Source organism: Streptomyces sp. NPDC042002, from assembly GCF_055588305.1.
On the sequence record NZ_JBVJCT010000006.1, the window covers coordinates 291,373 to 314,235 of the forward strand.

The window sequence follows — 22,863 nt, forward strand, 5'->3', positions numbered from 1 at the left end:
CGGTCCACCGGCTACGACCGGTCCACCGGCTACGACCGTTCCACGACCAGCTCACCGGCCCCGTCCTCAGAACCAGCCCACCGCCTGCCCGAGCAGGAAAGGTGCCGGGACGAGAGCGGCCATGCCGAGCCAAGGGCCCACCGGGCGGCCCTCCTGGAAGGGCAGCAGGATGTCCACCACCAGCACCGTGCCGAGGACGAAGCCGCCGCCCAGCACGGCGCCGGCGATCAGGCCGAGGGCGTCGTCGGGTGTCTCCCGGTGGCAGCCGAAGGGGCCGCCGCAGTCGACGGACGGGAATCGGGTCAGCAGCCACCGCAGGCACAGGCCGGGAACGATTCCGACCCCTCCGATCAACAGGTTCGCGAACGCGGCCGCCGACAGGGCGCGGCCGAGGCCGCCGCCGCGGCCGGTGCTCGCGGTGCCGCTCCGGCGACCCCCACGGCTGTAGGAATCCCGCACCGGTCCACCTCCTCCCGAACTCGCCTTGGTACGCGCCGTTTGCACAGGTAGAGGGTGCTGGCGCCCGGGAGGTTCCGGGAATACGGCCTCACGCAGGGGCCGCACCCCCATGAGGGGGGTGCGGCCCTGGTGTGTTCGGGTACGTCGTCTCGGGCCCGGTTGGCGATCGGTGACGATCCGTCAACAACCCGTCACGCCGGATCGGTTGAACGAGCAACGCTCGGGCGGACCGGGTGGGTGGGTTCGAACCCGCCCGGTCCGCGAGCCCGGACGGGTCGGGGGAGGCCCCGCCCGGGATGGTGCGGCTTGTGGCGACCACGGTGAGCGACAACGTTGTCGAGCGGTCTGCGCAAGACTCTATCGCCTCAACGGACAACGATGTCAAGCAAGTTGACGCCCGCGCCCCGTGCGGGCCGCCTTCGCTTCCACGCCCACCCCCGTGCGGCTCGCGTCGTCGGGTGCGCGGGACGCACGGTCGGCGTACGTCGTCGCAGGATGTCATCGGCGTGTGCCACCGGGGTGTCGCCGGGCGCGTCCCTGGTGGCGCGGGTGGTGGGTGTGCCGGACGCGTCGGTGGTGACGCGGGGTGGTCTGCCGGGCGCGTGGCAGCCGTCGCAGGCGGGGGCGTGCCGGGCACGCCCCCGCCTGCGACGACGTTGGGTGCGCGCCGGGCAGGCCACCCCGCGACGCCATTGGAGTGCGTGCCGGGCGCGCCCCCAGCGGCGCAGGCGGTCTTCCGTGGTACCCGTGGCGCACGTTACTGTCCCTGCGGCTTGTGCGACCTGTGGTGCGCGACCCGTCCGAAGGAGGAGGGGCCGCGTCATGCGTTTCCGTCCGTCATCGTTCCTGCTGGCCGTCGCCCTGACGGTCGCCGGCGCCACTCCGGCGCTCGCCACACCCCCGTCGGGTCCACCGGAGCTCGTCCGGGACCCCACCGCGTACGTCGACCCGCTCATCGGCACCAAGAACGGCGGCAATGTCTTCCCGGGGGCCGTGACGCCCTTCGGCATGCTCTCCTGGAGCCCGGAGAACACCCGCGGGGACGCCACCCGCACGGCCGCGCCCGGCGGCTACCAGTACGACGCCACGCGCATCCGGGGCTTCAGCCTCACCCACATGTCCGGAACGGGATGCGCGGGCGGCAGCGGCGACATCCCGTTCTTCCCGTACGCCGGTGAGGTGACCTCCTCCCCGGCGAGCGACACCAAGGACGCCGTCTACGCCTCCGGGTTCGCGCACACCGACGAGCGGGCCGAGCCCGGCCACTACAAGGTGGGACTCGCCTCCGGAGTGACCGCCGACCTGACGGCGACCGCGCGCACCGGCTCGGGCCGCTTCACCTTCCCGGCCGACAAGCCCGCCTCGCTGCTGATCCGCACCGCCAACTCCGAGGTCGGGTCGACCGGTTCGACCGTGCGGATCGACCCGGCGACCCGGACCGTCTCCGGCTCGGTCACCTCCGGAAACTTCTGCGGCTACCTCGACCCCGAGGGCCAACGCTCCTACTACACCCTCTACTTCACCGCGCGCTTCGACCGCGACTTCAAGACCACCGGAACCTGGCAGGACGACCGGCTGAGCCCGGGGGCCACCGAGGCGAGCGGCGGCACCGGAGGCTTCGGGCAGGGCGGCCGTCCTGTCGCGGGCAAGGGGGCGGGCGGCTATGTGGAGTTCGCGCCCGGCACCGACCCGGTGAACGTCAAGGTCGGTATCTCGTACGTCAGTCAGGATGGCGCCGCCGCCAACCTGGAGGACGAGAACCCGCCGTCCCGCTCCTTCGCCTCCGTCCAGCGCGCCGCCCACCGCGCCTGGCGCGAACAGCTCGGCGCGATCGGCGTCGGCGGCGGCACCGACGGCGACCGCACCACCTTCTACACCGCGCTCTACCACGCCCTCCTGCACCCGAACGTCATCAGTGACGCCGACCGCAGATACCGGGGTTCCGACGGCGAGGTGCACACCGTGAGCCGGGGTCACGAAGCGCAGTACGGCACGTTCTCCGGCTGGGACGTCTACCGCTCCCAGGTCCAGCTGCTGACCCTGCTGGACCCGGACACCGGCTCCGACATCGCGCAGTCACTGCTCGAACTCGCCCGGCAGAACGGGGGAGTCTGGGACCGCTGGCTGCACGGCGCGAGTGGCACGCACGTCATGAACGGCGACCCGTCAGCCCCCGCCCTCGCGGGCATCCGCGCCTTCGGCGGCACGGACTTCGACCTGCGCGGCGCGCTCGGCTCCCTGGTCAAGGCGGCGACCGTACCGACCGAGGAGGACCTGTCCCCGGCGGGCAAACCGCTGCTCTCGGCCGGACAGCGTCCCTCGCTCGACAAGTACCTCGAACACCACTACATGCCGTCCGTGTCCAACGCCTGGGGCGGCGCCGCCGAGACGTTGGAGATGTCGGGCGCGGACTTCGCGATCTCCCAACTGGCCAAGGCCGCCGGGGAGAAGAAGACCGCCGCCGACTTCGCCGAGCGGTCCCAGTACTGGCAGAACAACTTCAACATCGCGGCCGACCCCGGCGGCGGATACATCGCCAACCGCAAGGCCGACGGGAGTTGGGTCACCGGCTTCACCCCGTCGACCGGCAACGGCTTCGTGGAGGGCACGGCGGCCCAGTACACCTGGATGGTGCAGCACGACCCCGCCGGCCTCTTCGCCGCCATGGGCGGTCGCGCCAAGGCCCTCGACCGCCTCGACACGTTCTTCCACGACGCGGACGGCGGCTGGGCGTTCACCGGCAGCGGCGGAGACAAGTCCGAACTGGACAACGAGCCTTCGGTCAACGTGCCGTACCTGTACGACTACGCGGGCGCGCCCTACAAGACGCAGGAGACCGTCCGCGCGGCCATGACCCGGCTGTGGTCGACGCAGCCGGGCGGCATCCCCGGCAACGACGACCTCGGTGAGATGTCGTCCTGGTACGTCTTCTCCGCGCTCGGCATGTACCCCCAGGTGCCCTCCCGCGCCGAACTCGCCCTGTCCTCACCGCTGTTCCCGAGGATCGAGATCGAGCGTCCGGGCGGCGCCGACATCGAGATCCGGGCCCGGGGCGCGGCTGCGGACGCCCCGTACGTTCAGTCGCTGCGCGTCGACGGCCGTACGAGCGAACGGCCCTGGCTCCCGGCCTCCTTCGTCCGCGACGGCGGCACGCTCGACTACACGCTGTCCGCCACGGCCGACAAGAGCTGGGGCAGTGCCGAGACGGCCGCGCCGCCCTCCTTCCGCACCGGCGAGCAGCCGTACCAGATCGGGGTGGGCCCGACCGCGGCGACGCTCGCGCCCGGTGGCAGCACCGCGCTCGACATCCGCGCCCTGGCCCTCGGCGGCGGCGCCGGGCCCGAGGTCCGCTTCCACGTGGACGTGCCCGCCGGTGTGACGGCGACGCCCGCCGAGGGCACGGTGACCGACGGCGCCCAGCGGATCGCCCTCACCGCCGCGGACGACGCCGAGCAGGGGTTCTACGACGTCAAGGTGACGGTGACCTCCGCCGACACGTCGTACGCGCAGCCGGTGGCCCTGACGGTCGCGGCCCCGGGATCCCTCCTCGCGGCCTACAACAACACCGGTGTCTCCGACGACACCGGAGACCACGCCGAGGCCGACTACGACGGCGGCGGCTGGAGCTACTCCCGTCAGGCCCTCGCCGACGCGGGCCTGACCCCGGGCGCCCGGGGCACGGTGGACGGTCTCACCTACACCTGGCCGAAGTCGCCGTCCGGCCGCCCCGACAACGCCTCGGCGACCTCGCAGAGCATCGAACTGACCGACCCGGCAAGCCGGTTGTCCTTCATCGGCAGCGCCGTGAACGGCGACCAGGAGACCAGGGCGACCGTCACCTACACCGACGGCGGCACCGACTCCGTCGATCTGGCCTTCACCGACTGGACCGTCGGGGGCGGGGGCGGCACCGTCCAGTACGGCAACGAGACCATCGCCAAGGCCGCCTACCGCAACGTCGCCGGCGCGGACAAGGACCCGGTGGCCACCTACGTCTTCGCGACCAAGCCGTTCACGGCACCGGCCGGCAGGACCGTCAAGAGCGTCACCCTTCCGGACGACGCGGATCTGCACGTCTTCACCCTCGCGGTGAGCCCTTGAGCCGGTGAATCCTTGGGCAGGTGATCTGATCCACCCGTGAACGCGGGGCGGGCCCGGAGTCTCCTCCGGGCCCGCCCCTTTCCCTTCCGCTGTGGCTCACGCCAGCAGTTCCACCTCCGCCAGGGTCGACTCGGCGTCGAGGACGAGACGGTAGTGGGCGTACGAGCCCGGGTTCGCGACCGTGAACGCCCGGGTCTGCCTGTCCCAGGGGAAGGACTCGCCGGAGCGCTTGTCGAGATCCGTCCACGTGGTTCCGTCCGAGGAACCCTGCAGGGTCCAGCCGGTCGGGGCTTTCGTGTGGTCCGAGGACGTCAGCGTGTACTGGACCCCCTGGGTGGCGGCGCCGACCGGCAGGTCCACCGAGGTGACGGTGGAGTCCGTCGCCGAGGTGTTGTCGAACAGCGCGCCGTCTCCCTTGAGAACGTCCGCGCGCGGCGACGGCACCTTGTCGTCCTGGGTGACCGAGACCGGCGCCGCGTCCTCGCCCGTGCCCCACGAGGACGGCTTGGCGCCCATGTCGAACTCCAGCACTCCGCCCCGGGTGATCAGCGAGTGGGGGAGCGAAGTCGAGTTCCACCGCTTGCCGTTGAACCGCACGCCCTGCACGTACACGTTCCTCGTGCTGTTCCGCGGGGCCCTGATCACCAGGTCGTGGCCGTTCTCCAGGTGGACCGTCGCCTTGGTGAACAGCGGGGAGCCGATGGCGTATTCGCCGCTGCCCATCACCAGCGGGTAGAAGCCGAGCGAGGAGAAGAGGTACCAGGCCGACTGCTCGCCGTTGTCCTCGTCACCGTGGTAGCCCTGCCCGATCTCGCTGCCGGAGTAGAGACGGGAGAGGACCTCGCGGATGTTCTTCTGGGCCTTCCAGGGCTGCCCCGCGGCGTCGTACATGTAGTTCACGTGGTGGGCCACCTGGTTGGAGTGCCCGTACTGGCCCATCCGTACGTCCCGGGCCTCGGTCATCTCGTGGATGACCCCGCCGTACGAGCCCACGACGTCCGGCGAGGCGGTCTCGGGGGTCGCGAAGTACGTGTCGAGCTTGTCCGCGAGCGCGCCGCGGCCGCCGTACAGGTTGGCCAGTCCGCGCGAGTCCTGCGGCGCGGTGAACGCGTACCCCCAGCCGTCGGTCTCCGTGTAGTCGTAACCCCACACGCGCGGATCGTACTTCGCGGAGTCGACCCGCCAGTCGCCCTTCGCGTCCCGGCCCTGGAAGAAGCCGGCCTTCGAGTCGAAGAGGTTCACGTAGTCCTGGGAGCGGTTGAGGAAGTAGTCCGACTCCTCCTTGTAGCGCTTCTCGCCGGTCTTCCTGTAGAGCGCCTTGCCCATCTCGGCGATGCCGTAGTCGTTGACGTAGCCCTCCATGGCCCACGACAGGCCCTCGCCCGTGTCGGTGCTCGTGTAGCCGAGGAAGGGGGAGGTGGCCATGCCCTTGCGGCCCACGCCGGAGGTCGGCGGGACGACCGTCGCGTTCTTCAGCGCCGCCTCGTACGCCGACTTCGCGTCGAAGTCGACGCCCTTGACGTACGCGTCCGCGAACGCCACGTCCGAGGAGGTGCCGGTCATCAGGTCCGCGTAGCCGGGCGAGGACCAGCGCGAGGTCCAGCCACCGTCCTTGTACTGCTGCACGAACCCGTCGACCATCTCACCCGCCTGACCGGGCGTCAGGAGCGAGTAGGCCGGCCAGGTCGTCCGGTAGGTGTCCCAGAAGCCGTTGTTGACGTACACCTTGCCGTCGACGATCTTCGCGCCGGTGTGGGTCGGGGTGTCCGGACCCGGCATCGGGGAGAACGGCGAGGCGTACTGGTACGTCGAACCCACCTTCTCGAAGCCGGAGTTGGGGTACAGGTACAGCCGGTACATGCTGGAGTACAGCGTCGTCAGCTGGTCAGGAGTGGCGCCCTGCACCTCGACCTTGCCGAACAGCCGGTCCCACTGCTTCCGGGCCCCCTTCTCGACCGCGTCGAACGACGTGCCGTCCGGGATCTCCTGGGCCAGGTTGTCCTTGGCCTGGTCGATGCTGATGAGCGAGGTGGCCAGGCGCAGGGTGACGGTGTGGTCGGAGCCGGGCCTGAACTTCAGGTAGCCCTTGACGCCGCTGGAGCCGCCGTCGGTCACGGGCGCGTCGAACACCCCGTAGACGAAGAGCCGTGTCGCGCCGGTCGACAGGCCGGACTTCACGTCCGAGAAACCGGTGACGACACCCGCCGAGGTGTCCAGCGTCAGCCCCGCCTGCTCGGTCACGTTGTCGAAGATCACGCTCGCGTCGTCACCGGGATAGGTGAAGCGCAGGGCGGCGGCGTGATCGGTCGGCGCCATCTCCGCCTTCAGACCGTTCTCGAAGGTCACCCCGTAGTAGTACGGCCGCGCGGTCTCGTTCTCGTGCCGGAAGGCCAGTTCGCGGGCCGTGCGCCCGGTGTCCGGGGTGCCCGCGGCGGTCGACGGCATCACCTGGAAGGTCTGCCGGTCACCCATCCAGGGGCTCGGCTCATGGCTCGCGCTGAACGCCTGGATGGTGGGCAGATTGTCCGCGTTGTTGGCGCGGGCGTAGTCGTACAGCCAGCTCAGCGAGCCCGCGTTGGTCACCGGCGTCCAGAAGTTGAAGCCGTGCGGGACAGCCGTCGCCGGGAAGTTGTTGCCGCGCGAGAAGCCGCCGCTGGAGTTGGTGCCGCGGGTCGTCAGCGCGTAGTCGGCCAGGTGTGCCTTGGGCCTCTCCGGGGCGGCCGTCTTCAGGGAGACGTCGTCCAGCCAGCCGCGGAACCTCGCGGGGCCCTTCGGCGAGTCGTACGCGAGGAGGATCCGGTCGACGGTCCTCCCGGCCGCGACGGAGCCGATCCGCGAGGCCACGTTGTTCCACTGGTTCACGTAGAGCACCTTGGACGCGCCCTGGCCCTGCGGCGTCAGCGCGAATCCGTGCTGGTCCACGGCGTTCAGATCACTCAGTGAGGTGCCGTCGGTGAAGACCAGGTCCACGGCCACGTTCGTGGCGTCGTAGTCCCGGTCGCCGTCCGCCATCGAGGGGAAGATCCGGTACGACAGTTCGGTGTCGCGGCCGACGGCGACGTTCACGTCGAAGACCTTGTTGTACGAGTACGCACGGCCGTCACCCTTGTGGGTGCCGGCGTAGCGCAGTGCCCGCTTGCCGGTGAAGCCCGCGCCCGCCTTGGCGGTCGGTGAGCCGCTCGGCCCCCGGTCCACGAGCGAGAGCATGTCCTTGGGCGTCGGGTCGTCGCTCTGGCCCGTCGAGAACTGGACGTCGGCGATCTGAAGGATGTCGCCGCCGTTGTTCTTGGTGACATCGAGCCGGAAGTGCTGGTACTCGACGGGACTTTGGATGTCGTACGTCTTCGTCTGGAACCGCTCGCCGAAGGATTCGCCGGAGCGGGTGTCGAGGGTCTTCCAGTCCTTGCCGTCGGTGGAGCCCTCCAGGGTCCAGTCCTGGGGGTCGCGCTCGTCGTGGTCGTTTGCGGATGTGAGCGCGTACGTGACCACCTTGACCGGCGCGTCCAGGTCGAACTCCGCCCAGCCGGTGGGCTCGAAGGTCAGCCACTTGCTGCTCGACTCGCCGTCGACGAGGTTCTCCTTGACCTCGCCCGCGCCGGTGTTCTCGCCGCTGGCCCGCACGTCGGTGACATGGTCGGTCACGTTTCCGGGGATGCCGGTGCTGTAGCCGCCGTCGACCCCGGCGGACCGCTTCGTCCCGTCGGGAGCCGTATCCACCGTGTTGAGCCAGTCCGGAGATGGATCACCCGATTCGAACGAGGAGGTGAACTCCCGGTCGGCGGCCGTCGTTCGGGCCGGCAGGGCGACCGCGGCGCCCTGCGAGGCCGCTAACAGGCAGAGGGCCGCCACCCCCAGTGCCGTCGAGGAAAGCCATCCGGTCCGACGCGTCAAACTCTGTCTGTACCGAGCTCTGTGCTGCATGCGCGAGCACTCTCCCTGCACCTGGACAACGTTGTCAATTTCGATGCGCAAGGACCATTTGGGAGCCAAGTTGACAGCGCTGTCAAGGGTGTTGGGTGTGGCATCCGGGGTGAATGCCGCGTGACGAACCGTGCATTGCGTTCATTGCGGGAGGCCGGCCGCTGTGGATCTTCGCCGGGGTGGTCCGGGGCTGCCCCATATTTCCGGGAGGTCTCAACTCGGAAAAGACCGACGGTCAAACCTGCATTCGATCTTGCTCCGCTGGCGGGAAGTGGACTATACCTGTCGCGTCCGGCCAGTCGATCGACTGGCGCTGGACAGGCAGGACCCAGGGGGGAATTTCGAGGGCCGGCGGACCGTGGTTCATACACGTACCGCCGATTCGTCCCACTGAATCCCCCATGCACGACCCCAGCTTGACCTAACCGCGGTGCCGGGGAGGATCCGGTTCACCGCCTGAGTCCTGGAGAAGGCGAGGACTTGAGCATGGGATCCACTTCCGCCGAGAACAGCAGCCCCGAGGGTGTCGGCCGCCGTGACCTCATCAAGAGGTCGGCCGCACTCGGTCTGATCACCGTCCCGACGATGAGCTTCCTGTCCGCGTGTGCGAGCGGCGGGGGCGGTGACGACAAGTCCAGCGACAAGGGCACCGGCAAGACCAGCAAGGACAACCCCTTCGGTCTGAAGAAGGGCGGCGGCAAGCTCGACGTCGTCGTCTTCAAGGGCGGCTACGGCGACGACTACGCCAAGGCGTGGGAAGCGGCCTTCGACAAGAAGTGGGGCTCCAAGAGCGCCCACACCGGTACCCAGGAGATCACCGGCAAGCTCCAGCCGCGCTTCAACGGCGGCAACCCGCCGGACATCGTCGACGACTCGGGCGCCCAGCAGATCAAGCTGGACGTGCTCTACAAGAGCGGCCAACTCCTCGACCTGGCCTCGGTCCTCGACGCCCCGTCCATCGACGACCCGACCAAGAAGGTCCGCGACACCCTGATCCCGGGCACGCTCGACCCGGGCCTGCAGGGCGGCAAGGTCGTCTCGCTGAACTACATCTACACGGTGTGGGGCCTGTGGTACTCCGGCAAGCTCTTCAAGGAGAAGGGCTGGGAGGTGCCCAAGACCTGGGACGCCTTCCTCGCCATCTGCAAGGACGCCAAGTCGCAGGGCATCGGCGGTCTCGCGCACCAGGGCAAGTACCCGTACTACATCAACGTCGCCATCATGGACCTGATCGCCAAGAAGGGCGGTCTGGACGCCATGAAGGCGATCGACAACCTCGACCCCAAGGCGTTCGTCGGGTCCGACGCCGCCCTGGCGGCCGTCGAGGCGATCTACGAGGTCGTGGAAAAGGGCTACTTGATGGCCGGCACCAACGGCCTGACCCACACCGAGTCGCAGACCCGGTGGAACCAGTACAAGGCCGCGTTCATCACCTGTGGCTCCTGGCTGGAGAACGAGCAGCTCAAGCAGACCCCGGCCGACTTCGACATGAAGTTCATGCCGATGCCCAGCCTGCCCGGCGACAAGCTGCCGTTCGAGGCGATCCGGGCCGGCTCCGGTGAGCCGTTCATCATCCCGGCGAAGGCCGCGAACCTGCCCGAGGCCCAGGAGTTCATGCGCTCCATGCTCTCCAAGGAGTGGTCGACGCTCTTCGCGCAGAAGGCCAACTCGCTCACCATCCTCAAGGACGGTGTGTCCGACGGCGTGACGCTGCGTCCCGGTACGCAGTCCACCGTCGACGCGTCCAAGGCGGCGGGTGACAACACCTTCAACTACCTGTACCCCAACTGGTACAGCGAGATGGACGTCTCCATCCAGAACGCGTCCAACGAGCTGATGTCCAAGCGCATTCAGCCGAAGGAATGGCTGAAGCGGGCCCAGGCGGCGGTCGACAAGGCGGCCAAGGACCCGGAGTCCAAGAAGAACCACCGCGACTGATCACGTAAAACCCGGAACATCAGGGGCACGCGCACCCGGAACACCCGGGTCGCAGACCCGGAACACCAGGGCAGGATGCCATGCGAAAAGGGCAGTACCGGTTCGTCGCGGGGTTTCTCCTCGCACCTTTGGCGCTGTATCTGATCTTCGTGATCTGGCCTTACATACAGACCATCGGTTACTCCTTCACCGACTGGAGGGGTCAGTCGCAGACGTTCAGTTTCGTCGGCCTGGACAATTACAAGGCGTTGTTCCAGGACGACGTATTCCTCGAAGCGATCTGGCACAACATCCTGTTCCTGGTGTTCATCCCGGTGATCACCATCCTGCTCGCCCTCTTCTTCGCCTTCATGGTGAACGCGGGCGGGCGGGGTGGCGCCGGTGGCGTACAGGGCGTCGCCGGCTCGCGGTTCTACAAGATCGTGTACTTCTTCCCGCAGGTGCTGTCGCTCGCGATCGTGGCGGTGCTCTTCGGGGCCCTCTACCGCAGTGACAGCGGCGGTCTGCTCAACGGCCTGCTGATCAAGCTCGGTCTGGTCGACGGGAACAACCCCATCGAGTGGATGAACGAGCCCAACCTGGTGCTCTGGTGTCTGATGGCGGTCGTCGTCTGGCACGGCGTCGGCTTCTATCTGGTGCTGTTCTCCGCCGCCATGCAGTCCATCCCGCGGGACATCTACGAGGCCGCGCTGCTGGACGGCGCGAGCCGCGCCCACACCTTCTTCCGGGTCACCCTGCCCCTGCTGTGGGACACGGTGCAGACCGCCTGGGTCTATCTGGGCATCATCGCGATGGACATGTTCGTGCTCGTCTCGACCACGACCCAGGGCACCGGGTACGGCGGCGGGCCCGACCACCACAGCGAGGTCATGGCGAACGTCATGATGCGCAACTTCCTCTACTTCGGAAAGAGCGGCTACGCCTGCGCCATGGGCGTCGTCATGCTCTTCCTCACCCTGATCCTGTCCGTGGTCACGCTGCGCGCCACCCGCCGCGAGCGCATCGAGTTCTGAGCGGGAGACACGACTATGAGCGCACCCATCACGGAGCCGACGAAGGTCGACGGCGCCGGAGTACCCCCGCAACGAAACGCCAGGAAGGCCCCGCCCAGGCCCGGTGACAAGCGCGGTGAGGGCATGGCCCTCAACGTCTTCTCGCACGGGTTCCTGGCCCTGTGGGCGATCCTGATCATCCTGCCGCTGCTCTGGCTGGTCCTGAGCTCCTTCAAGACCGACGCGCAGATCGGCGGCTCGGCCCTCGGCTGGCCCTCCAACTGGCAGTTCGACGTCTTCATCCGGGCCTGGAACAAGGGCATCGGCGACTACTTCGCCAACACGCTGATCGTCCTGGTCTTCTCGGTCCCGCTGACCATGCTCCTCGGCGCGATGGCGGCCTACGTCCTGGCCCGCTACGAGTTCCCGGGCAACCGGCTCATCTACTACTTCTTCGTCGGCGGGGCCATGTTCCCCGTCTTCCTGGCCCTGGTGCCGCTGTTCTTCATGGTCAAGCGTCTCGACATGTTGAACACGTACCAAGGTCTGATCCTGGTGTACGTGGCCTACTCGCTGCCGTTCACCGTGTTCTTCATGCACTCCTTTTTCCGGACATTGCCCACGGCGGTCTTCGAGGCGGCGGTGCTCGACGGGGCCTCGCACACCCGGGCGTTCTTCCAAGTCATGCTGCCGATGGCCAAGCCCGGACTGCTCAGCGTCGGCATCTTCAACGTCCTCGGCCAGTGGAACCAGTACATCCTGCCCTCGGTGCTGATGCAGCCGCAGACGAGTTCGGATCCGGAACGCTACGTTCTGACCCAGGGCCTCATCCAGCTCCAGCAGCAGCAGGGGTACGCCACCGACCTTCCCGTCCTGTTCGCCGGCGTGACGATCGCGATGATCCCCATGCTGGTCGTCTACCTGTCCTTCCAGCGCCAGGTCCAGGCGGGCCTCACCTCGGCGACCCTCAAGTAACGATTCGACCCTTTCTTCGCCTACGCCACCTCTGTCCCGGGGGTGGCGTACGCGTGTCCGGGTGCGGCCGGAAATCGAACCTGAGGGCGGAGCCGATTTTCGTCAAGGACTTGACTGCGGTAACCCGTTCAGCGGAGCTTGGAGTTCACAACTTGTAAGTGACCGGGGTCCCGTTGGCGTGACCCAGATCACACGGGCGGCATCGGGGCCGCCCGGCTGAGGGCAGGAGTGGATGAGTCGATGGAGACTCCGGGGTCGCAGTCTTCGCTGCACCGAGCCAATCTGGAACGCGTCGTGCGAGCGGTGCGGCTGGCCGGCTCGCTCACGCAGGCGGAGATCGCGAGGACGACCGGCCTGTCGGCCGCGACCGTTTCCAATATCGTCCGAGAACTCAAGGACGGTGGAACGGTCGAGGTCACACCCACTTCGGCCGGCGGCCGCAGGGCGCGCAGCGTCTCCTTGAGCGGCGACGCCGGCATCGTCATCGGTGTCGACTTCGGGCATACCCATTTGCGCGTCGCGGTCGGGAACCTGGCCCATCAGGTGCTGGCGGAGGAGTCCGAGCCGCTGGACGTGGACGCCTCCGCCGCGCAGGGCTTCGACCGGGCCGAGGAACTGGTCAGCCGCCTGATCGAGGCGACCGGCGTCGACCGTTCCAAGGTCGCGGGCGTGGGGCTCGGCGTGCCGGGTCCCATCGACGTGGAATCGGGGACCCTGGGGTCCACCTCGATCCTGCCGGGCTGGACCGGCGCCAGGCCCGCCGAGGAGCTGCGGGGGCGGCTCGGCGTGCCCGTGTACGTGGACAACGACGCCAATCTGGGCGCGCTCGGCGAGATGGTCTGGGGCAGCGGGCGCGGGGTCAGGGATCTCGCGTACATCAAGGTCGCCAGCGGTGTCGGCGCGGGCCTGGTGATAGAGGGCAAGATCTACCGCGGCCCTGGCGGCACAGCGGGAGAAATCGGGCATATTACACTGGACGAATCCGGCCCCGTCTGCCGTTGCGGCAACCGCGGCTGCCTGGAGACCTTTGCGGCGGCGCGCTATGTGCTGCCGCTCCTCCAGTCCAGTCACGGGACCGATCTGACCATGGAGGGCGTGGTCAGGCTGGCGCGGGACGGAGATCCGGGCTGCCGTCGCGTGATCGCCGACGTCGGCCGACATATCGGTAGTGGAGTCGCGAATCTCTGCAATTTGCTGAACCCGAGCCGGGTGGTCCTCGGCGGCGATCTCGCCGAGGCCGGCGAGCTCGTCCTCGGGCCCATCAGGGAGTCTGTCGGCCGCTACGCGATCCCCAGCGCCGCACGTCAACTCTCGGTGTTGCCAGGGGCGCTCGGGGGCCGTGCGGAGGTCCTCGGGGCGCTTGCTCTCGCGCTCAGCGAGATGGGCGATTCGACCCTTTTGGACGGGTCTCTGCCTGTCGTTACACCTGCCTTCACTTAGAGAACGAAACACGCCGTTGCCAACCCGTTAAGTATTTACTTCTTGACGTCGCACGGGCGGCCGAGTTGACTCCAAACCACCTCGGCCGCAGCGTTGCGGCCCTGTCAGGGAGGCACCACCAATGAACAACACGATGCGTAGAGTCGTCATCGGTACCGCCGCTGTTTCCATGGCCCTCTCGGTGGCCGCTTGTGGCAAGGCCGGCGACAAGAGCTCCAGCGACAGCAGCAGCTCCTCCTCCTCGGGCAGCAAGACCATCGGTCTCCTGCTCCCCGACAGCGTCACCGCGCGCTACGAGAAGTTCGACCACCCGCTCTTCGTCTCGAAGGTCAAGGAGCTGTGCCCGGACTGCAAGGTCCAGTACGCGAACGCGGCCGGTGACGCCGCCAAGCAGGCCCAGCAGGTCAGCACCATGATCACCCAGGGCGTCAAGGTCCTCGTGATCAGCGCGCAGGACTCGGCCGCCATCAAGTCCTCGATCCAGACCGCGGTCAACAAGGGCATCAAGGTCGTCGCGTACGACCGCCTCGCCCAGGGTCCGGTCTCGGCGTACGTCTCCTTCGACAACGAGAAGGTCGGCGAGCTCCAGGGCCAGGCGCTGCTCACCGCGCTCGGTTCCAAGGCGACCCCCAAGTCGAAGATCGTCATGATCAACGGTGACGACGCCGACCCGAACGCCGGTCAGTTCAAGGCGGGTGCCCACAAGGCCCTCGACGGCAAGGTCAAGATCGCTTACGAGCAGTCCGGCCTCTGGAAGGACACCGTCGCCGCCCAGAAGATGTCCGCTGCCATCACGCAGCTCGGTGCCAAGAACATCGCGGGCGTCTACTCCGCCAACGACGGCATGGCCGGTGGTATCGCGAACACCCTCAAGGGTGCGAAGATCAGTGGCATCCCGCTGACGGGTCAGGACGCGGAGCTCGCGGGTATCCAGCGCCTCGTCGCCGGCACCCAGTCCTCCACCGTCTACAAGGCCTTCAAGCCGGAGGCGGACGCCGCTGCCCAGCTCGCGGTCAACCTGCTGGAGGGCAAGGACATCAAGTCCCTCGCCAACCAGACGCTGACCAGCGGCTCCGGCGACAAGGTGCCCTCGCAGCTCCTGGTCCCGGTCTCGGTCACCAAGGCCAACATCAAGGACACGGTGATCAAGGACGGCCTCTACACCGTCGCTGACATCTGCACCGCGGACTTCGCCAAGGCCTGCAAGGCTGCCGGCCTGCAGTAGCACGACCGGCTCGGGCGACCTCCGTACAACGGGTGGCCGCCCGGGTCACGGCCGCTCAGCGGTCTCGCGAACCTGTCCGACGCCTGCCCCACCTTCACACCCCGCTGCGGGGCGGGCGTCGGATGGATCCGTTGCGAAATGCAGCGGATTCGCGCATGTTCATCTTGTAAACCTTGTGCATTTCGCACATCCCTCCGCGCCGGTTGGTTCGAGCGCGGCATCCCCGCCGGTCAGGCGGCGAAGGAGATGGTTCACGTGTCCGCTACGCCCGTGCTGGCGTTGCGCGGAGTCTCCAAGCGATTCGGTGCTGTGCAGGCACTCACCGATGTCGAGCTGGAGGTCCACCCCGGAGAAGTGGTCGCCCTGGTGGGCGACAATGGCGCAGGAAAGTCCACCCTGGTCAAGACAATCGCGGGTGTCCACCCCATCGATGAAGGCGTCATCGAGTGGGACGGTCAGCCCGTCAGCATCAACAAGCCGCATGACGCCCAGGGACTCGGCGTCGCGACCGTCTACCAGGACCTCGCCCTGTGCGACAACCTCGATGTGGTCGGAAACCTCTACCTCGGTCGTGAACTGCTGCACCGCGGCGTGATCGACGAGGTCACGATGGAGCAGAAGGCGCGTGAGCTGCTCAGCACACTCTCCATCCGCATCCCGAGCGTGCGTATCCCGATCGCCAGTCTTTCCGGTGGTCAGCGCCAGGTCGTGGCCATCGCCCGCGCCCTCATCGGTGACCCCAAGGTCGTCATCCTCGACGAGCCGACCGCCGCTCTCGGTGTCGAGCAGACCGCGCAGGTCCTCGACCTGGTCGAGCGGCTGCGCGAGCGCAACCTCGGTGTCATTCTCATCAGCCACAACATGGCTGACGTGAAGGCCGTCGCGGACACCGTCGCCGTCCTGCGCCTGGGCAAGAACAACGGCTCCTTCTCCGTGAAGGACACCAGCCACGAAGAGATCATCGCCGCGATCACCGGAGCCACGGACAACGCCGTGACCCGTCGTGCGGGGCGTCGCAACACGGAGGCCGCAAAGTGAGCGACACGTCCAAGGTTTCCAAGGCGGAGGCCGAGGTGGAGCACCAGAACACGGTGGCTCCCTCCGACGACCCCACTGCCGCTCCCGTGTCGGTCGTGGACCCGCGTCTGCTGGTCCGCGAAGAGGGTCTCAAGGGCTACGTCACCGAGTTCAAGCGCAAGATCAAGGGTGGCGAGCTGGGCTCGCTGCCGGTCTTCGTCGGTCTGATCATCATCTGGACGATCTTCCAGACGCAGAACAGCCGGTTCCTGAGCGCCGACAACCTGTCGAACATCAGCTACTTCATGTCGGCCACCGGCATGCTGGCCATCGGCCTGGTGTTCGTCCTGCTGCTCGGTGAGATCGACCTCTCCGTCGGCTCGGTCAGCGGCCTCGCCTCCACGGTCTTCGCGGTGTTCGTGGTCAACCACGGCGTGAACCCGTGGCTGGCCCTGTTCCTGACCGTCCTCACCGGTGCCGTCATCGGCGCGATGCAGGGCTGGTTCTTCGCCAGGATCGGCGTGCCCGCCTTCGTCGTGACGCTGGCCGGCTTCCTGGGCTGGAACGGCCTGATGCTGTGGCTGCTCGGTTCGAGCGGCACCATCAACATCCCGGCCGACAGCGGCCCGGTGTACCTGCTCGGCCAGAGCTCCTTCTTCATGGGCCAGGCCGTCATCGGCGCCTACCTGCTGGCCGGCCTCGGTGTCGCCTCGATGCTCGTGGGCTCGCTCATCGACCAGCGCCGCCGCAGGGCCGCCGGTGTGCCCTTCCGGCCCACCAGCGAGATCGCGCTGCGCGTCGGTGCGCTCGCCGTGGCGTCCTTCGCCGCCGCCGCCGTGCTGAACAACGCCTCCGGTGTCTCCAACGCCCTGGTGATCTTCCTCGCCTCCCTGGTGATCGTCGACTTCGTGCTGCGTCGCACCACCTACGGCCGCAAGATCTTCGCGGTCGGCGGTGGCATCGAGGCCGCGCGCCGCGCCGGTATCAGCGTGCCCATGGTCCGCATCACCGTCTTCGCCATCTCCGGCGGTTTCGCGGCGGTCGGCGGTATGTTCTTCGCCGGTCAGACCGCGAGCGCCACGCTGAACGCCGGTGGCGGCAACACCCTGATGCTCGCCATCGCGGCGGCCGTCATCGGTGGTACGAGCCTCTTCGGTGGTCGCGGAAACGTTTGGTCGGCCCTCCTGGGCATGCTGGTCATCCAGTCGATCCAGACCGGTCTCGACCTGCTCAACATGAACACCTCGATCCAGTACATGATCACTGGTGCGGTGCTCCTGGGCGCGGTCGTCATCGACTCCGTCTCGCGCAAGAGCCAGAAGGCCGCGGGCCGCGCGTAACACTCCGCGGGGAACGCCGCAGCACATCGCGGCGGCGTCCCTGTGAAAGACCTTGTGCCCGGCGCCCACGGCGGCGCCGGGCACAGTCACGTCCGGGTGCGAACGCTTGTTCCCGTCGGGTTGGGCCGATCGTGTGGCGTACATCGCCAGGCCCGGCCCGCGCCCGAGAAGGCGGAACATTAGACTCGACCAAGCCCGGCAACAGCTCTACTGCAAGGAGGCACGGGTGCCGCTGCTGACCCGCATCAGGGGACCGCGCGATCTGGACCGGCTCAGCCTGGAGCAGCTGGACCAGCTGGCCGGCGAGATCAGGACCTTCCTCGTCGACGCGGTCTCCAAGACCGGCGGCCATCTCGGCCCCAATCTCGGTGTCGTGGAGCTGACCATCGCCCTGCACCGCGTCTTCGAGTCACCGAAGGACAGGGTGCTGTGGGACACGGGCCACCAGTCCTACGTCCACAAGCTGCTCACCGGCCGCCAGGACTTCTCCCGGCTGAAGATGAAGGGCGGCCTGTCCGGCTACCCCTCACAGGCCGAGTCCGAGCACGACGTCATCGAGAACTCGCACGCCTCCACGGTCCTCGGCTGGGCCGACGGCCTGTCCAAGGCCAACGAGGTGCTCGGCAGGAACGACCACGTGGTCGCCGTCATCGGTGACGGCGCCCTCACCGGCGGCATGGCCTGGGAGGCGCTGAACAACATCGCCGACGCCAAGGACCGCCCGCTGATCATCGTCGTCAACGACAACGAGCGTTCGTACGCGCCGACCATCGGCGGTCTCGCGAACCATCTGGCGACCCTGCGCACCACCGACGGCTACGAGCGCTTCCTGGCCCGCGGCAAGGACCTCCTGGAGCGCACTCCGGTCGTCGGCAAGCCTCTCTACGAGACCCTGCACGGCGCGAAGAAGGGCCTGAAGGACTTCATCGCCCCGCAGGGCATGTTCGAGGACCTCGGCCTGAAGTACGTCGGCCCGATCGACGGCCACGACATCGAGGCCCTGGAGTCGGCCCTCGCCCGCGCCAAGCGCTTCGGCGGCCCGGTCATCGTGCACTGCCTCACCGAGAAGGGCCGCGGCTACCAGCCCGCCCTCCAGGACGAGGCGGACCGCTTCCACGCCGTCGGCAGGATCCACCCCGACACGGGCCTGCCGATCGCCTCCTCCGGCGCGGACTGGACCTCCGTCTTCGGCGAGGAGATGGTCGAGCTCGGCAAGGAGCGCGAGGACATCGTCGCGATCACCGCCGCGATGCTCCAGCCGGTCGGCCTCGACCGGTTCGCCAAGGCGTTCCCCAAGCGGGTGTACGACGTCGGTATCGCCGAGCAGCACGCCGCCGTCTCCGCCGCGGGCCTCGCCACCGGCGGACTGCACCCCGTGTTCGCCGTGTACGCGACCTTCCTGAACCGCGCCTTCGACCAGGTCCTGATGGACGTGGCCCTGCACAAGTGCGGCGTCACCTTCGTCCTGGACCGCGCGGGCGTCACCGGCACCGACGGCGCCTCGCACAACGGCATGTGGGACATGTCCATCCTCCAGGTCGTCCCGGGCCTGAGGCTCGCCGCGCCGCGCGACGCCGACCAGGTGCGTGCTCAGCTCCGTGAGGCCGTCGAGGTGAAGGACGCGCCCACCGTGGTGCGCTTCTCCAAGGGCGCGGTCGGCCCGGCCGTGCCGGCCGTGGGCCGGATCGGCGGCATGGACGTCCTGCGGGAGCCCGGCACCGACGCGCCCGACGTGCTGCTGGTCTCCGTCGGCGCGCTCGCCCCGATGTGCCTGGAGATCGCCGCTCTCCTCGACCGGCAGGGCATCTCCACCACCGTCGTGGACCCCCGCTGGGTCAAGCCGGTCGACGAGGCCATGGCCCCGCTCGCCGAGCAGCACCGTGTGGTCGTCACCGTCGAGGACAACTCCCGGGTCGGCGGAGTCGGCTCGGCGGTCGCGCAGGCACTGCGCGACGCGGGCGTCGACGTCCCGCTGCGCGACTTCGGCATCCCGCCGCGCTTCCTCGACCACGCCTCGCGCGCCGAGGTCATGGCGGAGATCGGCCTGACCGCGCCGGACATCGCCCGGCAGGTCACCGGTCTCGTCGCCAAGCTCGACGGCCGGTACGAGCGCACCGCCGCGCAGGCCATGGACGCGGTGGAGCCCGCGCGCGACTGACAGCGGCACAGGCTGGGCCGATGGGCCGGTTTCAGCACCCTGTACGGGTGGTGGAACCGGCCCATCCGCGTGAACCGGGCCGCGTCGGGGGATACGTGCTACCTGCCCTCTCGATCATGTCGAGGACGACAAGCGTGGGAGGTACGTCCGTGAGCAACACCCTCTTCAGGACGAAGAAGGTCGAACAATCGATCTTGGACACTGAGGAGCCGGAGCACGCGCTCAAGAAGACGCTGTCCGCTCTGGACCTCACCGTGTTCGGTGTCGGTGTCATCATCGGCACCGGCATCTTCGTCCTCACCGGCAAGGTGGCCAAGGAGAACGCGGGACCGGGAGTCTCGCTCGCCTTCGTCGCCGCGGGGGTCGCCTGCGCGCTGGCGGCCCTGTGCTACGCGGAGTTCGCCTCCACCGTCCCGGTCGCGGGATCCGCGTACACCTTCGCCTACGCCTCCCTCGGCGAAATGCCCGCCTGGATCATCGGCTGGGACCTGGTCCTGGAATTCGCGCTCGGCACGGCGGTGGTGGCCGTCGGCTGGTCGGGCTATGTGCGGTCGCTGATGGACAACGCGGGCTGGCACATGCCCGAGTCGCTCAGCGGGCGCGACGGGGCCCACGGGTTCGGCTTCGACATCCTCGCCGCCGCGCTGGTGCTGGTGCTCACCGCCATCCTCGTCGTCGGCGTGAAGCTCTCCGCCCGGATCACCACGCTGGTCGTCGCGATCAAGGTCACCGTCGTCCTGATCGTGATCATCGCGGGTGCCTTCTTCATCGAGGGCAAGAACTACAAGCCCTTCATCCCCCCGGCGCAGGCCGTGGAGGCGGGCAGCGGCATCAAGACACCGCTGATCCAGTTGATGTTCGGCTGGGCGCCGACCAACTTCGGCGTGATGGGCATCTTCACCGCGGCCTCCGTGGTGTTCTTCGCCTTCATCGGCTTCGACGTGGTCGCGACCGCCGCCGAGGAGACGAAGAACCCGCAGCGGGACATGCCGCGCGGCATTCTCGGCTCGCTCGTCATCTGCACCACGCTCTACGTCCTCGTGTCGATCGTGGTCACGGGCATGGAGAAGTACACCAGGCTGTCCGTGGACGCCCCGCTCGCCGACGCCTTCAAGGCCACCGGGCATCCCTGGTACGCGGGCGTGATCAGCTTCGGCGCGGCCATCGGACTGACCACGGTCTGCATGATCCTGCTGCTCGGCCAGACCCGGGTCTTCTTCGCGATGAGCCGCGACGGACTGCTGCCGCGGTTCTTCTCCCGCGTGCACCCGAGGTTCCGCACCCCGCACCGGCCGACGATCCTGCTCGGTGTGATCATCGCGATCCTCGCGGGCTTCACCAGTCTCAGTGAGCTGGCAGAACTGGTCAACATCGGCACGCTCTTCGCCTTCATCGTGGTCGCCGTCGGCGTCGTCATCCTCCGCCGCACCCGCCCCGACCTGCCCCGCGCCTTCCGCACCCCGCTGGTGCCGTGGGTGCCGATCCTGTCGGTGCTCGCGACGCTGTGGCTGATGCTGAACCTGCCCGCCGAGACCTGGCTGCGGTTCGCGATCTGGATGGTGATCGGCATCGTCGTCTACTTCCTCTACGGGCGCTCGCACAGCCGCCTCGGCCGGCACGAGGAGACGACACTCGGCGAGACCCGCAACCCGCGCGGCGGCACCGCCGGGTAGCCGACTCGCCGTGCCCCCGGGCCCCGTACGTCCCGCTCCGGCCGGGACGGCGGGGCCTTGTGGCGTGCTCGTACGCCCGCCGGACGGCGGCGGTGCGGTGCGCGGGCCGGTGTCACGGGGGCCCTGGACCCGATCCGGTCGTCGCGACGCGCGCCGGCCACCGGGGCCGCGCGAGCGCGGGCGGCGGACGCGATACCGCGCTCGTGGGCGCCGTCGGCGCACGCGGTGAACGCGACGCACGCGGTGAACGGCGACGAGGAAGGCGAGGTCGGCGAGGTCCGCGTGGGGCAGTGGCGCGGGCGGCGGTGCCGTACACCCGGACCGGTGGTCAGGGTCCGGGGCGTACCGTGCGCGGCCCCGTGACCTCCGCGCCCAGTTCGCCGACCCGGCGCCGCAGTTCGCGGTCGGCCGTGACGACCAGACAGGCGCGGTCCGGCGCCCCGGCCACCAGTTCCACCACGCGGTCGTCGCCGCTGCCCGGAGCCTCGTCGACACGGACCCCGGGGACGGAGTCCACCCCGCGCGCCGCGCCCTCCACCACCAGGACGATCTCCAGCGGGCCGGGGCGGCCGGGCAGACCCCGTTCGGCGAGGTCCGCCAGCGTGTCCCTGAGCCGCTCGGCGGCGCCGCGACGGTCCCGCCACCAGCCGTCCGGCACGGACCCCACCACATTGGCGCCGTCCACGATGAGCAGAGTCGTCATGCCCCTCACCCTGCCAGAACGCCCTCGGCCCAGCGCCGCGTCACGACGGACACGGCCTCGGCCACCCGGGCCGCCCGCGGGGCGTCCGCCCGCGGCCCCGGGGCGAACTCCACGTGCAGGAAAGGAATCCCGTCGGCGGCGGCCGCCCGCCCCTGCACGTTGTCCCGCCCGGCGAGCGGGCAGGTGCGGGTCCAGGCCCGGCACACGGCGAAGTCCCTCGCCCGGAGCGCGTCGGCGAGCCGGCGGCCCGCGGGGCGGCCGGCCGTTCCGGCGCCCGCCGAGGCGATCACGTCGTAGCCCGGGGCGGAATCCTGGGCGAAGCCGTGCAGTTGGACGCCCGCGACACGGCGCCTGACGAGTTCCGCGCAGACCGCGTGGAACACCGTGTCCCGGCGGTGCGCCACGTCCGCGGCGTTCCCCTCACCGGATTTGCGATGTGCTCCGGCAATGATCAGGAGACCTCCGGGGGAGCCTTTCAGGACGCGTACGCCCAGCAGTTCCGTGTTCTCGTCCGCGACCGGATGAGGCACCTGTACCGACCACCGGACGGGGTGGTCGAGGTCGACGAAGACACGGCCCCAGCCGCGTGGCGAAGGCCCCTGGTCGACACGGTCGTACACCTCGGTGAATCGGCGTCCGGTGCCGCTGTCGACCAGTGTGCGCACGGCGAAGTCGACCTCGGCGAGCCGCTGTTCTGCCTGTTCGCGGCGGTGGTCGAGGAGCAGCCCCACCCCGTCGGCGACGGTCTGCCGCTCGGCGCGGGAGGGCGGCCGGAAGGCGCCCTCCGGCGAGAAGCGGTCGGTGTAGGCCGCGACGGCGCGGGCCAGGTCGACGGCCGGCGGACCGTCCCCTTGGTGGTCGCCCACCGCGTCCCCGCCGGTGTCGTGGGTGCCGCGCACGACGACCGTTCCCCATCCGGCG

General features: G+C 68.9%; 14 protein-coding genes. 10 read left to right on the forward strand and 4 right to left on the reverse strand.

What is annotated here, in order from left to right:
- Positions 1-66: 66 nt before the first annotated feature.
- Positions 67-459 (reverse strand): hypothetical protein, encoded by a 393-nt coding sequence (locus ACZ6KY_RS12865; protein ID WP_469310335.1) that lies wholly within the window; start codon positions 457-459, stop codon positions 67-69.
- Between the two features lie 822 nt (positions 460-1,281).
- On the opposite strand from ACZ6KY_RS12865, the gene ACZ6KY_RS12870 reads away from it, so the two are divergent.
- Positions 1,282-4,560, forward strand: coding sequence for a GH92 family glycosyl hydrolase (locus ACZ6KY_RS12870; RefSeq protein ID WP_469310336.1), 3,279 nt, complete (start codon positions 1,282-1,284; stop codon positions 4,558-4,560).
- A 96-nt stretch (positions 4,561-4,656) separates the two neighbouring features.
- Here ACZ6KY_RS12870 and ACZ6KY_RS12875 read toward each other — a convergent pair whose 3' ends face one another.
- Entirely contained in the window at positions 4,657-8,481 is a 3,825-nt protein-coding gene (locus ACZ6KY_RS12875; protein WP_469310337.1) for a GH92 family glycosyl hydrolase, read from the reverse strand.
- A gap of 486 nt (positions 8,482-8,967) precedes the next feature.
- Between ACZ6KY_RS12875 and ngcE the strand changes: the two genes are divergently transcribed.
- From ngcE to ACZ6KY_RS12920, 9 genes are all read left to right on the forward strand, one after another.
- Positions 8,968-10,419, forward strand: coding sequence for an N-acetylglucosamine/diacetylchitobiose ABC transporter substrate-binding protein (ngcE, locus tag ACZ6KY_RS12880; protein ID WP_469310338.1), 1,452 nt, complete (start codon positions 8,968-8,970; stop codon positions 10,417-10,419).
- Between the two features lie 80 nt (positions 10,420-10,499).
- A complete protein-coding gene (locus tag ACZ6KY_RS12885) occupies positions 10,500-11,432 on the forward strand; it encodes a carbohydrate ABC transporter permease (RefSeq protein ID WP_469310339.1) in 933 nt (310 codons plus the stop codon).
- 15 nt (positions 11,433-11,447) lie between these two features.
- Complete coding sequence (locus ACZ6KY_RS12890) at positions 11,448-12,386, forward strand: carbohydrate ABC transporter permease (RefSeq protein ID WP_469310340.1); 939 nt, start codon at positions 11,448-11,450, stop codon at positions 12,384-12,386.
- 240 nt (positions 12,387-12,626) lie between these two features.
- Positions 12,627-13,826 (forward strand): ROK family transcriptional regulator, encoded by a 1,200-nt coding sequence (locus tag ACZ6KY_RS12895; RefSeq protein WP_469310341.1) that lies wholly within the window; start codon positions 12,627-12,629, stop codon positions 13,824-13,826.
- A 121-nt stretch (positions 13,827-13,947) separates the two neighbouring features.
- Positions 13,948-15,051 (forward strand): sugar ABC transporter substrate-binding protein, encoded by a 1,104-nt coding sequence (locus ACZ6KY_RS12900; RefSeq protein WP_469310342.1) that lies wholly within the window; start codon positions 13,948-13,950, stop codon positions 15,049-15,051.
- 246 nt (positions 15,052-15,297) lie between these two features.
- On the forward strand, positions 15,298-16,089 hold the full coding sequence (locus tag ACZ6KY_RS12905) for an ATP-binding cassette domain-containing protein (protein WP_328552899.1): 792 nt from the start codon (positions 15,298-15,300) through the stop codon (positions 16,087-16,089).
- On the forward strand, positions 16,086-17,408 hold the full coding sequence (locus ACZ6KY_RS12910) for a sugar ABC transporter permease (protein WP_469310343.1): 1,323 nt from the start codon (positions 16,086-16,088) through the stop codon (positions 17,406-17,408). The genes ACZ6KY_RS12905 and ACZ6KY_RS12910 overlap by 4 nt, the downstream gene beginning before the upstream one ends.
- Positions 17,409-17,634: 226 nt before the next feature.
- The gene (gene dxs / locus ACZ6KY_RS12915; RefSeq protein ID WP_469310344.1) at positions 17,635-19,566 is read left to right on the forward strand and encodes a 1-deoxy-D-xylulose-5-phosphate synthase; all 1,932 of its coding nucleotides are present in this window, start codon (positions 17,635-17,637) and stop codon (positions 19,564-19,566) included.
- A gap of 149 nt (positions 19,567-19,715) precedes the next feature.
- Positions 19,716-21,239 carry an amino acid permease gene (locus ACZ6KY_RS12920; RefSeq protein ID WP_469310345.1) on the forward strand — a complete coding sequence of 508 codons (1,524 nt, stop codon included), beginning with the start codon at positions 19,716-19,718 and terminating at the stop codon, positions 21,237-21,239.
- Between the two features lie 328 nt (positions 21,240-21,567).
- On the opposite strand, the gene ACZ6KY_RS12925 is transcribed toward ACZ6KY_RS12920, so the two are convergent.
- Complete coding sequence (locus ACZ6KY_RS12925) at positions 21,568-21,942, reverse strand: PIN domain-containing protein (protein ID WP_469310346.1); 375 nt, start codon at positions 21,940-21,942, stop codon at positions 21,568-21,570.
- A gap of 5 nt (positions 21,943-21,947) precedes the next feature.
- A complete protein-coding gene (locus ACZ6KY_RS12930) occupies positions 21,948-22,841 on the reverse strand; it encodes a hypothetical protein (protein WP_469310347.1) in 894 nt (297 codons plus the stop codon).
- Between the last annotated feature and the right edge of the window lie 22 nt (positions 22,842-22,863).

Coding starts and splice junctions, on each gene's coding strand:
- ACZ6KY_RS12895 (WP_469310341.1), top strand. CDS start 12,627: ATGGAGACTCCGGGGTCGCAGTCTTCGCTGCACCGAGCCAATCTGGAA.
- ACZ6KY_RS12890 (WP_469310340.1), top strand. CDS start 11,448: ATGAGCGCACCCATCACGGAGCCGACGAAGGTCGACGGCGCCGGAGTA.
- ACZ6KY_RS12900 (WP_469310342.1), top strand. CDS start 13,948: ATGAACAACACGATGCGTAGAGTCGTCATCGGTACCGCCGCTGTTTCC.
- ACZ6KY_RS12875 (WP_469310337.1), bottom strand. CDS start 8,481: ATGCAGCACAGAGCTCGGTACAGACAGAGTTTGACGCGTCGGACCGGA.
- ngcE (WP_469310338.1), top strand. CDS start 8,968: ATGGGATCCACTTCCGCCGAGAACAGCAGCCCCGAGGGTGTCGGCCGC.
- ACZ6KY_RS12885 (WP_469310339.1), top strand. CDS start 10,500: ATGCGAAAAGGGCAGTACCGGTTCGTCGCGGGGTTTCTCCTCGCACCT.
- ACZ6KY_RS12870 (WP_469310336.1), top strand. CDS start 1,282: ATGCGTTTCCGTCCGTCATCGTTCCTGCTGGCCGTCGCCCTGACGGTC.
- ACZ6KY_RS12905 (WP_328552899.1), top strand. CDS start 15,298: ATGGTTCACGTGTCCGCTACGCCCGTGCTGGCGTTGCGCGGAGTCTCC.
- ACZ6KY_RS12925 (WP_469310346.1), bottom strand. CDS start 21,942: ATGACGACTCTGCTCATCGTGGACGGCGCCAATGTGGTGGGGTCCGTG.